11 protein-coding genes are annotated in these 13,864 nt (G+C 69.7%); 10 read left to right on the plus strand and 1 reads right to left on the minus strand.

Going from position 1 to position 13,864, the window contains the following annotated elements; genetic code table 11:
* Positions 1-63 precede the first annotated feature (63 nt).
* The 7 genes from ACZ4Z4_RS21745 (at position 64) to ACZ4Z4_RS21775 (ending at position 7,641) form a co-directional block, all read left to right on the plus strand.
* Positions 64-1,026, plus strand: coding sequence for a carbohydrate ABC transporter permease (locus tag ACZ4Z4_RS21745; RefSeq protein WP_468329536.1), 963 nt, complete (start codon positions 64-66; stop codon positions 1,024-1,026).
* Complete coding sequence (locus ACZ4Z4_RS21750) at positions 1,027-1,881, plus strand: carbohydrate ABC transporter permease (protein WP_468329539.1); 855 nt, start codon at positions 1,027-1,029, stop codon at positions 1,879-1,881.
* Positions 1,882-2,071: 190 nt separating this feature from the next.
* Positions 2,072-2,725 (plus strand): hypothetical protein, encoded by a 654-nt coding sequence (locus ACZ4Z4_RS21755; RefSeq protein ID WP_468329542.1) that lies wholly within the window; start codon positions 2,072-2,074, stop codon positions 2,723-2,725.
* Entirely contained in the window at positions 2,713-3,747 is a 1,035-nt protein-coding gene (locus tag ACZ4Z4_RS21760; RefSeq protein ID WP_468329544.1) for a hypothetical protein, read from the plus strand. The genes ACZ4Z4_RS21755 and ACZ4Z4_RS21760 overlap by 13 nt, the downstream gene beginning before the upstream one ends.
* A 55-nt stretch (positions 3,748-3,802) precedes the next feature.
* Positions 3,803-6,040: a protein kinase domain-containing protein gene (locus ACZ4Z4_RS21765; RefSeq protein ID WP_468329546.1), complete on the plus strand. Its 2,238-nt coding sequence runs from the start codon at positions 3,803-3,805 to the stop codon at positions 6,038-6,040.
* A 7-nt stretch (positions 6,041-6,047) separates the two neighbouring features.
* Positions 6,048-6,539, plus strand: coding sequence for a hypothetical protein (locus ACZ4Z4_RS21770; protein WP_468329549.1), 492 nt, complete (start codon positions 6,048-6,050; stop codon positions 6,537-6,539).
* A gap of 463 nt (positions 6,540-7,002) precedes the next feature.
* The gene (locus ACZ4Z4_RS21775; RefSeq protein ID WP_468330432.1) at positions 7,003-7,641 is read left to right on the plus strand and encodes a helix-turn-helix domain-containing protein; all 639 of its coding nucleotides are present in this window, start codon (positions 7,003-7,005) and stop codon (positions 7,639-7,641) included.
* Positions 7,642-7,683: 42 nt separating this feature from the next.
* Here the strand turns inward: ACZ4Z4_RS21775 and ACZ4Z4_RS21780 are convergent, their stop codons facing one another.
* The gene (locus tag ACZ4Z4_RS21780) at positions 7,684-8,709 is read right to left on the minus strand and encodes a 6-phosphofructokinase (RefSeq protein WP_468329552.1); all 1,026 of its coding nucleotides are present in this window, start codon (positions 8,707-8,709) and stop codon (positions 7,684-7,686) included.
* Between the two features lie 296 nt (positions 8,710-9,005).
* On the opposite strand from ACZ4Z4_RS21780, the gene pta reads away from it, so the two are divergent.
* The 3 genes from pta to pyk all read left to right on the plus strand — a co-directional run bounded on the left by pta (position 9,006) and on the right by pyk (position 13,833).
* Positions 9,006-11,087, plus strand: a complete 2,082-nt coding sequence (gene pta, locus ACZ4Z4_RS21785) for a phosphate acetyltransferase (RefSeq protein WP_468329555.1) — start codon at positions 9,006-9,008, stop codon at positions 11,085-11,087.
* 24 nt (positions 11,088-11,111) lie between these two features.
* Positions 11,112-12,329: an acetate kinase gene (locus ACZ4Z4_RS21790; protein ID WP_468329558.1), complete on the plus strand. Its 1,218-nt coding sequence runs from the start codon at positions 11,112-11,114 to the stop codon at positions 12,327-12,329.
* Between the two features lie 73 nt (positions 12,330-12,402).
* Positions 12,403-13,833, plus strand: coding sequence for a pyruvate kinase (gene pyk, locus ACZ4Z4_RS21795; RefSeq protein ID WP_468329561.1), 1,431 nt, complete (start codon positions 12,403-12,405; stop codon positions 13,831-13,833).
* Positions 13,834-13,864 lie beyond the last annotated feature (31 nt).

Below are 13,864 nucleotides of genomic sequence, written 5' to 3' on the forward strand. Positions count from 1 at the left end.
CGCGCCGCACGCCACACAGCCCCCTGTACGCGCCACCCGGTACCAGAGAGTGAGTGCCCGTACGTGACCACCGCATCCTCCGCATCCGCCGCGTCCCCTTCGGGCCCCGGCGGCGTCGCCAAGACGCCCCGCGGCCCGGCCACCGCACCCCCGGGCCCCCGGGCCCGGGTCCGCCGAGGCCTCCTCCGGGCCCTGCCCGTCTCCCCCGCCGTCGTCCTCCTCGCGCTCTTCCTCGCGGGCCCGATCGGCTACTGCGCGTACATCGCCTTCACCGACCTCCAGCTCACCGGCCAGGCCGAGTCGAGCTTCGTGGGCCTGGACAACTTCCGTGAGGCGTTCGGCGACGAGCGGTTCCTGAACGCGGTCTGGCTCACCCTCGTCTTCACGCTCCTGTCCTCGATCATCGGCCAGAACACGCTCGGCCTGGCCCTCGCCACCCTCATGCAGCGCGCATCCAAGCCGGTCCGCACCCTCACGGGCGCGATCGTCGTCACGGCCTGGGTGCTTCCGGAGGTCGTCGCGGGCTTCCTCCTCTACGCCTTCTTCCGCCGCGAGGGCACCCTCAACGCCGTCCTCGACCTCCTCCATCTCCCCTCCCAGAACTGGCTGTTCACGCTGCCGATCCTGGCGGTGTCGTTCGCGAACGTATGGCGGGGAACGGCCTTCTCGATGCTCGTCTACTCCGCCGCCCTCAACGAGATCCCCAAGGAGATCACCGAGGCGGCCGAGGTCGACGGCGCGGGCGGCTGGCGCCGCATGTGGCACATCACGCTGCCGATGATCCGCCGCTCGATCGGCACGAACCTCATGCTGAACACCCTCCAGACGCTCTCCGTCTTCGGCCTGATCTGGGTGATGACGCGCGGCGGCCCGGGAAACGACAGCCAGACGCTGCCGCTCTTCATGTACGAGCAGGCCTTCCAGAAAAGCATGATCGGCTACGGCACGGCCGTGGCCCTGCTGCTCCTCCTGGTCGGCTCGCTCTTCTCCGTCGTCTACATGCGCCTGCTGCGCACGGAGGCCTGAGTGACCGTCAAGAGCCGTCCTGCGGCCCCTGGTTCACGCCACACGAAACACCGCCTCGCCGCCGACGCGGGGCTGCTGGTCGTGGCGGCGGCGTTCGTGCTCCCCCTCGCGTGGGTGGTCCTGTCCTCCTTCGACCCGAAGGCGGACCTGAGGGTGCGGCTCCCCGACAGCCTCACCCTCGACAACTACGACCAGGTTCTCACCCCCGAGATCACCTTCACCCCGCTCCTCAACAGCCTGCTGCTCTGCGGCGGCGGCACCCTGCTCACGGTGGTCTGCGCGGCCCTGGCGGCCTATCCGCTCTCCCGCTACACGTCGCGCCTCAACCGCCCCTTCATGCTGACGATCCTCTTCGCGACGAGCCTGCCGATCACGGCGATCATGGTTCCGGTGTACGCGCTGTTCGTGCAGGTCGACCTGATCGACACGATGCACGGCACGATCTTCTTCTTCGCCGCGTCGCAACTGCCCTTCGCCATCTGGCTGATGAAGAACTTCATGGACGGCGTCCCGAAGGAGCTGGAGGAGGCGGCGTGGACGGACGGCGCGTCGTCCTTCCAGTCCCTGCTGCGGATCGTCCTCCCCTTGATGGGCCCGGGCGTGGCCGTGGTGACGGTCTTCTCCTTCGTCATGATGTGGGGCAACTTCTTCGTCCCCTTCATGCTCCTGCTCACCCCGGACCAGTTGCCGGCGTCGGTCAGCATCAACGACTTCTTCGGCAACAAGGGGACGGTGGTCTACGGCCAGCTGGCCGCGTTCTCGATCATCTACTCGACGCCGGTGATCCTGCTGTACGTCCTCGTCTCGCGCCGCCTGGGCGGGGGCTTCGCGCTGGGCGGGGCGGTGAAGGGCTGAGCGGTACGGAGCCGTTGCCGGGGCGAGGCGGACCCATCCCCGGGGCGGGCGAAGACAGAACTGTGACATGAATTCGGGTCGATACGTCCCGCCCGCCCCATTCATGCCCACACATCTCCCTGGTATCGGCCCCGGGACCGCACTAGCGTGCTGAGCCCGCGCATGCCCTCCCACCAGCCAGGAGCCGACAGTGACCCGCCCCCTCCGCCTCGCGACGGCCGCGCTCACCGCGTCCGCAGCCCTGCTCTTGACGGCCTGCGGCAGCGACGACAAGCCCTCCGGGAACGATGACAGGATCGCGGGAGCGGAGCAGGGGGACGCGGAGAAGTCGACCCCGCCGAGCAAGCCCGCGAAGACGGCTCCGGACCGCCCGAAGATCGAGCTGCCGTCGGACGTGACGTTCGACTTCCAGTGGGCGAAGACCGGGGACAAGGCCAAGGACGCCGTGCTCGCCGACCGGGAACAGGCCATCCAGACGGTCGACATGGCCATCGCCGAGAAGAACCCGGCCCACAAGGCGATGCGTTACTACCACGAGGGCGACGCCGCGGCCAACGCCCAGAAGTACATCCAGGCCTACGTGAAGGCACAGGCACGTACCACCGGCGCATACCGCTACTACGACGCGACCGTCACGGCCGACGGTACGAGCGCTGCCCTCACGTACTGCGAGGACCAGAGCAAGGTCTACGACAAGTACCTCAAGAAGAACAAGGTCGACAGGTCGCCCGCCACCAAGAACAGCTATGTGCTCTACGCGGCCAAGCTGCACAAGAACCAGGCGGGCGTCTGGGTCACAACAGAACTGAACGCGACTCGGGGGAGCGACAAATGCCAGCCGTGAGGCACAGGTCAGTAGCGCTGATAGCCGCAGCGGCCATGGCCGGAGTGGCCCTGTCCGCCACACCGGCCACAGCCGAGAAGGGCATCGGCGGCGGTACGCCGGCGGCGCCGCCGAACGTGTCGGGCGGGGAGAAGAACGGATCGCTGCTCGCGGAAGCCGGCGGCATCGTCTACGACCGTTCCAAGAACGGCTCGGGAGCCAAGACAGGCGCGATCGCGCCCACCGGCGACTACAGCCCGCCTCCCTGCTGGTACGGCCCCCGCTACACAGCCGCCGAATTCAAGAAGGAGCGCGAGGCGGTCTGGGCCGTCGACTCCACGGGACACCAGTGGGACCTGGAGCAGCGCAAGCGTTACGTCGAGGGCGAGCCGTACAAGAACTTCAACCTCGACAAGGCGGACAAGGGCTACTGGTGGACGTCGTTCCCCAACAAGTCCTACCCTCCCGGCTGGGACAAGTGCACGAAGGAGACCTTCTGGGTCGACAAGGGCGACCCGCCCCCCGCCGACATCCCCGAGGCGATCGACCCGGAGATCCTGGCGAAACTGGCGTACGCCGAGATCCGCGTCCCCGGCACGAAGGTGTCCCTGGCCCCCGAGGCCGCGACGAAGGTGAACCTGCCCACCTGGGCGTGGCTGGACGGCGCGGAGTTCAAACCGGTCTCGGTCACGGCCTCGGTCCCGGTCCTCGGCATCGAGGCGACGACGACCGCCGAACCCGTCGCCCTCAAGATCGACCCAGGCACCCCGGACGCCGAGACCTACCCCGCGTCCGGCGTCTGCGAGATCGTCGACGGCAAGATCGGCGCGCCCTACGCCAAGGGCAAGGCCAAGGAGACCCCGCCCTGCGGCGTGAAGTACCTGCGCTCCTCGGGCGACGGCTCGTACCCCCTGAAGGCCACGGTCACGTGGAAGATCCACTGGACCGGCACCGGCGTGGACGGCGAACAGGGGCTGCCCGACGGCGAGTTCGGCGCGGAGCAGGACGTCGTGGTCGAGGAGGTCCAGTCCATCAACCGCTAGGCGGAACCAGCACCGGCGCCGCGATTAGGATCTTCGGCGTCGAAGGGGGAACACCGTGCAAGGGCGGTTGCTGAACGGTCGGTACGAGCTGCTCGCACCGATCGGAGCAGGCGGCATGGGCCAGGTCTGGCGGGCCAGGGACCGGAGCCTGGGCCGCGAGGTGGCGGTCAAACTCTTCGTACCGTCGGCCATGGCGGACAAGGGAGAGCAGGACCAGCTCCTGGCCCGCTTCCGGCAGGAGGCCCGCGCCGCCGCTTCCCTGGACAGCCCGTACATCGTCGCGGTCCACGACCACGGTGAGGACGAGGGCACCCCGTATCTGGTGATGGCCCTCGTCCAGGGCCGCTCACTGGCCCAAATCCTGCACGAGCACGAGCAAGAGCAAGGTCGCGGGCGCGTGCAGGTGACCGACGCACTGCACTGGGCGGCGGACATCTGCCGCGCCCTCACCGTGGCGCACACCGCCGGCATCGTGCACCGCGACATCAAGCCCGGCAACGTGATGGTGGCGCGGGACGGCACGGCCAAGGTCGTGGACTTCGGCATCGCCACGTTCGTCGAGCGCGCGGCGGGTGACTCGCGCCTCACGCAGACGGGACAGCTGCCGTTCGGCAGCGTGCCGTACCTGGCGCCGGAACGGTTCCGCCAGGAGGCGGGCGACGGCCGCACCGACCTGTACGCGCTCGGTTGCGTCCTGTACGAACTCCTCGTCGGGCGCCCGCCGTTCACGGGTTCCGCCGTCAGAGTCATGTACAAGCACGTCAACGACGCCCCGCCGCGCCCGAGCGCGGAGCGCCCCGAGGTTCCGGAGCAGGTGGACCGGCTCGTACTCGACCTCTTGGCCAAGGATCCCGCGGACCGCCCCGCGGACGCGGCGACAACGCTCACCCGAATCCTGTCGGCGACGCACATGCTCCCGCAGCCACCCCCCGAGCGCCCACTCCGCGTTCCGCCACCCCTCGCCCCCACACCCACCGAGCGGGTGCCGGACGTGCACGCGGCCGAGACGGCGCCCGTCAGCCCCCCGGCCGTCCAGAAGGACACCACCACGCCGAGCGCGCCCGCCCCACGCCGCCGCACCGGCAGACGCGTACTGCTCCCGGCCGCCCTGATCCTCGCCCTCGGCATCCCCGCGGGTTTCGGCATACGTGCTCTCGCGTCACCCGACACCCGGACGACGTCCGGATCACAGCAGAAGCCCGTGTACGAAATCGGCGTGGCCCACAGCTACCGCCACGTCGGCAGCGCCAAGCAGAAGGACCCCGCCCGGGACACGTACGAGAAGTCGGAGTTCGATCAGTTCACGGCGCAGCAGCGGCGTACGGTCGAGTCCGCGTTCTCGGAGACGCTGGGCGCCGGCCACGGCAGCCGCTTCCGTCTCGTCCCCGTCTCCGCGAACCCGGACGTCAGCTCCCGCGAGCTGCTGGCGCGACACCCCCGCATGCTGGCCGTCATCGGGGACAGCGAGGACTTCTCCTGGGTGCACGACACGGACGAGGCGTTCCTGCCCGAGATCAAGACGTGCACGGAGTACGCGCACGCGGACGGGGCGTTCGCGATCCCGGCCGACGACGCACGCCAGGGCGAGGCAATGGCCCGCTACCTCCGCTCCGAGACGGAGGCTCGCCGGGTCCTCGTCGCCGAGGACGAACTCTGGGTGAACCGCGAGGACGGCATCGGCACAGCGCTGCGCAGGGGCGGCGTCACCGTGGAGGCGCTGAAGGTCGACGCCCACGAGGTGACGGGCGCGCAGATCCCGTCACTGGTGGAGGAGGCACGGGCGGAAGCCGTCGTGGTGCCCACCGGCGCGTCGGTGAAGCTGTGGTCGAAGAGGCTCAGGGCAGACGGCTTCGAGGGGCCCATCGTCACGCAGTCCGACCCGGCAGGCGCGTGCGCCGACTCGCAGGAACGCGCCGGGAGCGAGGCCCGTGACAAGGGCCTCCCCGACGGCGTCGTACGCGTCCGCAACTACTCCGGCGAGCCGGACGACAACCTCCCGGCCCGGGGCAACCAGGAACTGTACGACGGCGCTTTGGCCCTGGCGACAGCCCTAAAAAAGCTCCCCACAGAGCCCATAGAGCCCTCAGACACCACAGACACCTCACCCACATCACTCCGCCACACCCTGGACCGCGAGATCCAGAACGTCTCGGTCAACGGCACGCTCCACGAGGTCTCCTTCGAGAAGAGACGCTCCGCGCGTGCATGGCCGGTGTGGTTCGACCGCCGCACCGAAAACACCTGGAAGGAGATCGGCAAGGTGAACAGGAAATACACCCCGACCCGGAAGTAACCCTGAGGTGTCCCGCCTACTCGAACTGGTCCGCCAGATCGGCGACTTCAGCCCCGAGACCATGCAGATCTTCGACGATCTCGGCTACCTGAGCGACCACCCAGTACACGCGTCCTCTCTCCTCCTCTGGTCCTCCGGGTACGAGGACGTATCGTCCGACCTCGAAGAACCCGCCGCCGTACGGCGGATGAGCCGCACGGGCGCGGACCTGCAATCGGCCCGGTTCATCCAAGCCCTGACCGAGGCGGCGATCGTGCGCGGGCCGGAACCCGCACGCGGTGCGGAACTCATCGCCGAGGCGGTGCGGATCGCGGTGCAGCTGCTCACCGGGGCCCTGGACGACGCCGACCCGCTCACCGCCCGCAGCAGAACCGCGTTCAGAACGTGGCGCACCGCCTGCCTCGTCGACCTGCTCCTGCCGACCTCCCCGGCCCACCCCGAGGCCCGACAACGCTTCAGGAAGTACGCGCACGTGCTGGAGGAGCACTTGGCCCCGTAATCAACAGCCTTCCTGTACGCGGACACATTCGATAACTTCGCTCGTGCGTACGGTAACGAGCGGTGCAGGTGGGGCGGAGGAAGTCGCATGGGGGCCAGCGGCCATGTACTCCTGGCGTGAGCCCGGAATCCTCTGCCGAACCGCTGAGGCGCTGCAGGACATCGACTACCTGTACTCGTCCGCCCCGGGCCGCAGGTACTTCTGCGGCGCCGCTGTTTCCGACGGAGTCTCCGTCCCTGCGTTCCGGGACTTGGCGGAGTACGGCGGGGAGGACGAGATCACGGTCTACGTACCTTCCCACCAATCCGCAACCTCGTAGAAACACACCGTAGTCACCACCCCCACCGGCGCCTACGGTGTGCCCGTGCAATCGAGCCAATCCAGTCAGCCGCCGCACCATTCCCAGCAGCCCACGCCCCCGTTCAACTTCCCCGCCGCCCGGCGCCTGCGGGAGGCGCTGGGGATGGCCCATGGGCATGTCGCCTACGGGCTGCGGGCCAGTTATGGACTCTCGTACGTCACCGCCGACACCGTCGCCGCGTGGGAGCGCGGGCTCGCCTCGCCCACGTCCGCCGAGCTCACCGCGCTGGCCGCGACCCTGTGGTGCTCCCCCGGGGAGCTCATGGGGGCCGCGCGGACCCTGCGCGAGCACCGCGTCGCCCGCGGGCTCGCGCCGGAGGACGTCGCCCGCCAGGCCGGCGTGGAGATCCAGGCGTATCTGCGCATGGAGGAGACCGACACCTGGCGCGGGAACGAGCGGCAGTCCGAGGCCCTCGCCCGGGTCCTCCAGCTCTCCGTGCCCGACTTCGTCACCGTCACCGGCCGGGCCGAGCCCCTCGCCGAGCTGCTGCGCAGCGCCGTCACCACCCGGTGGCAGGGGTATGTGCGGCCCGTCAGCAAGCTGCTGCCCCTGGAGAAGCGGCACGTCGAGGACGTGGTGCGGCAGATGCACGAGGACTACCAGTCCCGGATGGCGCGGACGCTGAGCTGGGGCGGCGGCGCCGGTTCGGACGCGTCCGGGGAGGCCGGCCGGGACTTCCTCGACCGGATCCTGGAGCACTTCTGGGCGCTGGCCCGGGGCGGAGCCGGCGGCCGGACCTGACCAACACCCGGGCCACCGCCCGGCCCGCCGCCGAAGAATGCCCTAGAAGACCGACTCCGCCTCGTCCATCCGGTCCTTCGGGACCGTCTTCAGCTCCGTGACCGCCTCCGCCAGCGGCACCATCGTGATGTCCGTGCCGCGCAGCGCCGTCATCTTGCCGTACTCGCCGCGGTGCACCGCCTCCACCGCGTGCCAGCCGAAGCGGGTCGCGAGGACGCGGTCGTACGCGGTGGGGGTGCCGCCGCGCTGGACGTGGCCGAGGATGACCGGCTTGGCCTCCTTGCCGAGGCGGGCCTCCAGCTCGTACGCGAGCGCCGTGCCGATGCCCTGGAAGCGCTCGTGGCCGAACTGGTCGATGGCGCCCTTGCCGTAGTTCATCGTGCCGTCCTGCGGGTGCGCGCCCTCGGCGACGCAGATCACCGCGAACTTCTTGCCGCGCGAGAAGCGCTCCTCGACCAGGGCGACCAGGTCGGCGGGGTCGAAGGGGCGCTCGGGCAGGCAGATGCCGTGCGCGCCGCCCGCCATGCCGGACTCCAGGGCGATCCAGCCCGCGTGGCGGCCCATGACCTCCACCACCATCACGCGCTGGTGGGACTCCGCGGTGGTCTTGAGGCGGTCCATCGCCTCGGTGGCCACGCCGACCGCCGTGTCGAAGCCGAAGGTGCGGTCCGTGGAGGAGATGTCGTTGTCGATCGTCTTCGGGACGCCGACGACCGGGACGCCCGCCTCGGCGAGCATGCCCGCCGCGGTCAGCGTGCCCTCGCCGCCGATCGGGATGAGCGCGTCGAAGCCGCTCTTCTCGATGAGCTCCTTGGCGTTGTGGCAGGCGGTGCGGAACCGGGCGCGCTCCAGGCGCGAGGAGCCGAGGATCGTGCCGCCGCGGGCCAGGATGCCGCTGACCGCGTCCAGGTCGAGCTGGCGGTAGCGCCCGTCGAGCAGGCCCGCGTAGCCGTCCTCGAAGCCGATGACCTCGTCGCCGTAGTGGGTCACGGCGCGGTGTACGACCGACCGGATCACTGCGTTGAGGCCGGGGCAGTCGCCGCCCGCGGTGAGAATTCCGATACGCATCGCGCTGTGTCTCCTGCTCGCTACTGGTACTTGTGAGCCGGTCTGATTGTTCCACGGCCGGAAGGGGGTCGCCGCTCACACCTGTCCGACGGATGTCTGTCCGATCCAGGGGCAGGGGTGGGACAGAGGCAGCACAAGGCTCCCGTGGCCCGTCGCGGCGAGGCTTCTCCGGCGGGCGGCCTAGCCAGCCGCAGAGGTATTGTCAAGAGGGCACAGCCGCGATATCAGGTAATTTGTCCAGCTCGACCGGGGTACCCCACGGACGTCGGCCGGCAGGGAAGAAGGGAAGAGCACGCGTGACGCGCAGCGTGTACGTGACCGGGATCGACCGGGGAGACGGTCGCCAGGTCGTCGAACTGGGAGTCATGGAGCTCCTCACCCGCCAGGTCGACCGGGTCGGTGTCTTCCGGCCGCTCGTCCACGACGGCCCCGACCGCCTCTTCGACCTGCTGCGGGCCCGCTACCGCCTCTCGCAGGACGCCGCGACCGTGTACGGCATGGACTACCACGAGGCGTCCGCGCTCCAGGCCGAGCAGGGGACCGACGAACTGGTCTCGCGCCTTGTCGACCGCTTCCACCGGGTCGCCTCGCAGTACGACGTCGTCCTCGTCCTGGGCACCGACTTCGCCGCCACCCAGCTGCCCGACGAGCTCGCGCTCAACGCCCGCCTCGCCAATGAGTTCGGCGCCTCCGTGCTGCCCGTGGTCGGCGGCAAGAACCAGACCGCCGAGTCGGTGCGCGCCGAGACGCGGAACGCCTATCGCGCGTACGACTCGCTCGGCTGCGACGTCCTCGCGATGATCACGAACCGGGTGGCCCCGGCCGACCGCGACGAGATCCACGAGCGGCTGAAGACCAGCCTCCCCGTGCCCTGCTACGTCCTGCCGGACGAGGCCGCGCTCTCCGCGCCGACGGTCGCGCAGATCACCCACGCCCTCGGCGGCCGCGTGCTGCTCGGCGACGACTCGGGGCTCGCGCGCGACGCCCTGGACTTCGTCTTCGGCGGCGCCATGCTGCCGAACTTCCTGAACGCTCTGACGCCGGGCTGCCTGGTGGTCACCCCCGGCGACCGCGCCGACCTCGTGGTGGGCTCGCTCGCCGCGCACAGCGCGGGGACGCCGCCCATAGCGGGCGTCCTGCTGACCCTGAACGAACAGCCGGGCCCGGAGATCCTCACCCTCGCCGACCGCCTCGCCCCCGGCACCCCGGTCGTCGCGGTCTCCGGCGGCTCCTTCCCCACCGCGGCCGAGCTGTTCGCGCTTGAGGGGAAGCTGAACGCGGCGACGCCCCGCAAGGCGGAGACCGCGCTCGGTCTCTTCGAGCGGTACGTCGACACCGCGGATCTGCTCAAGCGCGTCTCGGCGCCCAGCAGCGACCGGGTCACGCCGATGATGTTCGAGCACAAGCTCCTGGAGCGGGCCCGCGCCGACCTGCGGCGCGTCGTGCTGCCCGAGGGCACCGAGGAGCGGGTGCTGCGCGCCGCCGACGTGCTGCTGCGGCGCGGCGTCTGCGAGCTGACCCTGCTCGGCCCGGTCGAGCAGATCCGCAAGAAGGCCGCCGACCTCGGCGTGGACCTCGCCGACTCCGAGCTCATCGACCCGCAGACCTCCGAGCTGCGGGACCGTTTCGCCGCGAAGTACGCCGAGCTGCGCGCCCACAAGGGCGTCACCGTCGAGCTCGCGTACGACGTGGTGGCGGACGTGAACTACTTCGGCACGCTGATGGTCCAGGAGGGCCTCGCCGACGGCATGGTGTCGGGCTCCGTGCACTCGACGGCGGCCACCATCCGCCCGGCCTTCGAGATCATCAAGACCAAGCCGGACGCGTCGATCGTGTCGTCCGTCTTCTTCATGTGCCTCGCCGACAAGGTCCTCGTCTACGGCGACTGCGCGGTCAACCCGGACCCGAACGCCCCGCAGCTCGCGGACATCGCCGTGCAGTCGGCGACCACCGCCGAGCAGTTCGGCGTCGAGCCGCGGATCGCGATGCTGTCGTACTCGACGGGCACGTCCGGTTCGGGCGCCGACGTCGACAAGGTGCGCGAGGCGACCGAGCTGGTGCGGGCCCAGCGCTCCGATCTGAAGATCGAGGGGCCGATCCAGTACGACGCCGCCGTGGAGCCGTCGGTCGCGGCCACCAAGCTGCCCGACTCGGACGTCGCGGGCCAGGCCAGCGTGCTGATCTTCCCCGACCTGAACACCGGCAACAACACCTACAAGGCCGTGCAGCGCTCGGCCGGCGCGATCGCCGTCGGCCCGGTCCTCCAGGGCCTGCGCAAGCCGGTGAACGACCTGTCCCGGGGCGCGCTCGTCCAGGACATCATCAACACCGTCGCCATCACGGCGATCCAGTCCCAGGCCCAGCCGCCGAACCAGTAACCCCCACAGAAGGTGTCTCGATCAGTGACCGCCACGCGCGTACTCGTCCTCAACTCCGGCTCGTCGTCGGTGAAGTACCAGCTCCTCGACATGCGTGACAGCTCACGTCTCGCCGTCGGCCTGGTCGAGCGGATCGGTGAGGAGACCTCCCGGCTCAAGCACACCCCGCTGACCGGTGGCGGCGCCGAGGCCCGCGAGCGCGAGGAGCCGATAGCGGACCACGAGGCGGCGCTGCGGGCCGTCGCCGACGAGCTGTCCGCCGACGGACTCGGCCTCGACTCCCCCGAGCTGGCCGCGATCGGCCACCGGGTGGTGCACGGCGGTCTGAGGTTCACCCAGCCGACGGTGATCGACGACGCGGTGCTGAAGGAGATCGAGCGGCTCGTCCCGGTGGCGCCGCTGCACAACCCGGCGAACATCACCGGCATCCGCACCGCCCAGGCGCTCCGCCCCGACCTGCCGCAGGTCGCCGTCTTCGACACGGCGTTCCACACGACGATGCCGGAGTCCGCGGCGCGCTACGCGATCGACGTGGCGACGGCCGACGAGCACCGCGTGCGGCGCTACGGTTTCCACGGCACGTCCCACGCGTACGTCTCACGCGCGACCGCGAAGCTGCTCGGCAAGGCGCCCGAGGACGTCAACGTCATCGTGCTGCACCTGGGCAACGGCGCGTCGGCGAGCGCGGTGCGGGGCGGTCGCTGCGTCGACACGTCGATGGGGCTCACGCCACTGGAGGGGCTCGTGATGGGTACCCGGTCCGGTGACATGGACCCGGCGGTGATCTTCCATCTCGCCCGGGTCGGTGGAATGTCCATCGACGAGATCGACATTCTGCTCAACAAGAAGAGCGGTCTGATCGGCCTCTGCGGCGACAACGACATGCGGGAGATCAGGCGCCGTGTCGATGCCGGTGATGAAGAGGCGGCACTCGCTTTCGACATCTACATCCACCGTTTGAAGAAGTACATCGGCGCTTATTACGCGGTGCTCGGCCGGGTGGACGCCATCGCGTTCACGGCCGGGGTCGGCGAGAACGCCGCTCCGGTGCGGGAAGCTGCGGTGGCGGGCCTGGAGGAGCTGGGTCTCGCGGTGGACGGCGCACTCAATTCCGTACGTTCCGACGAAGCCCGTCTCATTTCGCCGGAGTACGCGCGCGTGGCCGTCGCCGTGGTGCCCACCGACGAAGAACTGGAGATCGCCGATCAGACGTATGCATTGGTCAGTGACCGCAACGCCTGAGCGCACAGCCGCCCATTTGTAGATTCCACCAGACGGAATATTCCGTAGCGAAACAAACCGATAGGATCGCCCCATGCGCCGTTCCAAAATCGTCTGCACGCTGGGCCCCGCCGTCGACTCCGAAGAGCAGCTCGTCTCGCTGATCGAGGCCGGCATGAACGTGGCCCGCTTCAACTTCAGCCACGGCACGCACGCCGAGCACCAGGGGCGGTACGACCGCGTCCGCTCGGCCGCCGCGAAGACCGGCCGTGCCGTCGGCGTCCTCGCCGACCTCCAGGGGCCGAAGATCCGTCTGGAGACCTTCGCCGAGGGACCCGTCGAGCTGGTGCGCGGTGACGAGTTCACCATCACCACCGAGGACGTCCCGGGCGACAAGTCGATCTGCGGCACGACCTACAAGGGTCTGCCGGGCGACGTCTCCAAGGGCGACCAGGTCCTCATCAACGACGGCAACGTCGAGCTGCGCGTCGTCGAGGTGGACGGCCCGCGCGTGAAGACGATCGTCGTCGAGGGCGGTGTCATCTCCGACCACAAGGGCATCAACCTGCCCGGTGCGGCCGTGAACGTGCCCGCCCTGTCGGAGAAGGACATCGAGGACCTCCGCTTCGCCCTGAAGATGGGCTGCGACATGGTCGCCCTCTCCTTCGTGCGCGACGCCAACGACGTCAAGGACGTCCACAAGGTGATGGACGAGGAGGGCCGCCGGGTCCCCGTCATCGCCAAGGTGGAGAAGCCGCAGGCCGTCGCCAACATGGAGGGCGTCGTCGCGGCGTTCGACGCCGTGATGGTGGCCCGTGGCGACCTGGCCGTCGAGTACCCGCTCGAGAAGGTCCCGATGGTGCAGAAGCGCCTCGTGGAGATGTGCCGCCGCAACGCCAAGCCGGTGATCGTCGCGACCCAGATGATGGAGTCGATGATCACCAACTCGCGGCCCACGCGCGCCGAGGCGTCCGACGTCGCCAACGCGATCCTGGACGGCGCCGACGCGGTCATGCTGTCGGCCGAGTCGAGCGTCGGCGCGTACCCGATCGAGACCGTCAAGACGATGTCGAAGATCGTCACCGCGGCCGAGGAGGAGCTGCTCTCCAAGGGGCTCCAGCCGCTCGTGCCGGGCAAGAAGCCGCGGACGCAGGGCGGTTCGGTGGCCCGTGCCGCCGCCGAGATCGCCGACTTCCTGGGCGGCAAGGCCCTGGTCGCCTTCACCCAGTCCGGCGACACGGCCCGCCGCCTCTCGCGCTATCGCGCGGCCCAGCCGATCCTGGCCTTCACCACGGACGAGGCGACCCGCAACCAGCTGACGCTGAGCTGGGGCGTGGACACCTACGTGGTGCCGCACGTCGACAACACCGACGCGATGGTCGAGCTCGTCGACGCCGAGCTGATCAAGCTCAACCGCTTCAACGACGGCGACACGGTCGTCATCACCGCCGGTTCGCCCCCCGGCGTCCCCGGCACCACCAACATGGTCCGGGTGCACCACCTGGGCAACGGCGAGCGCGACTGACCGTCGGCGGCCCGCACTCATACGCCGAGGG

It is taken from the genome of Streptomyces sp. NPDC030245 (genome assembly GCF_055572995.1).

Coding starts and splice junctions, on each gene's coding strand:
- ACZ4Z4_RS21760 (WP_468329544.1), top strand. CDS start 2,713: ATGCCAGCCGTGAGGCACAGGTCAGTAGCGCTGATAGCCGCAGCGGCC.
- ACZ4Z4_RS21775 (WP_468330432.1), top strand. CDS start 7,003: ATGGCCCATGGGCATGTCGCCTACGGGCTGCGGGCCAGTTATGGACTC.
- ACZ4Z4_RS21780 (WP_468329552.1), bottom strand. CDS start 8,709: ATGCGTATCGGAATTCTCACCGCGGGCGGCGACTGCCCCGGCCTCAAC.
- pyk (WP_468329561.1), top strand. CDS start 12,403: ATGCGCCGTTCCAAAATCGTCTGCACGCTGGGCCCCGCCGTCGACTCC.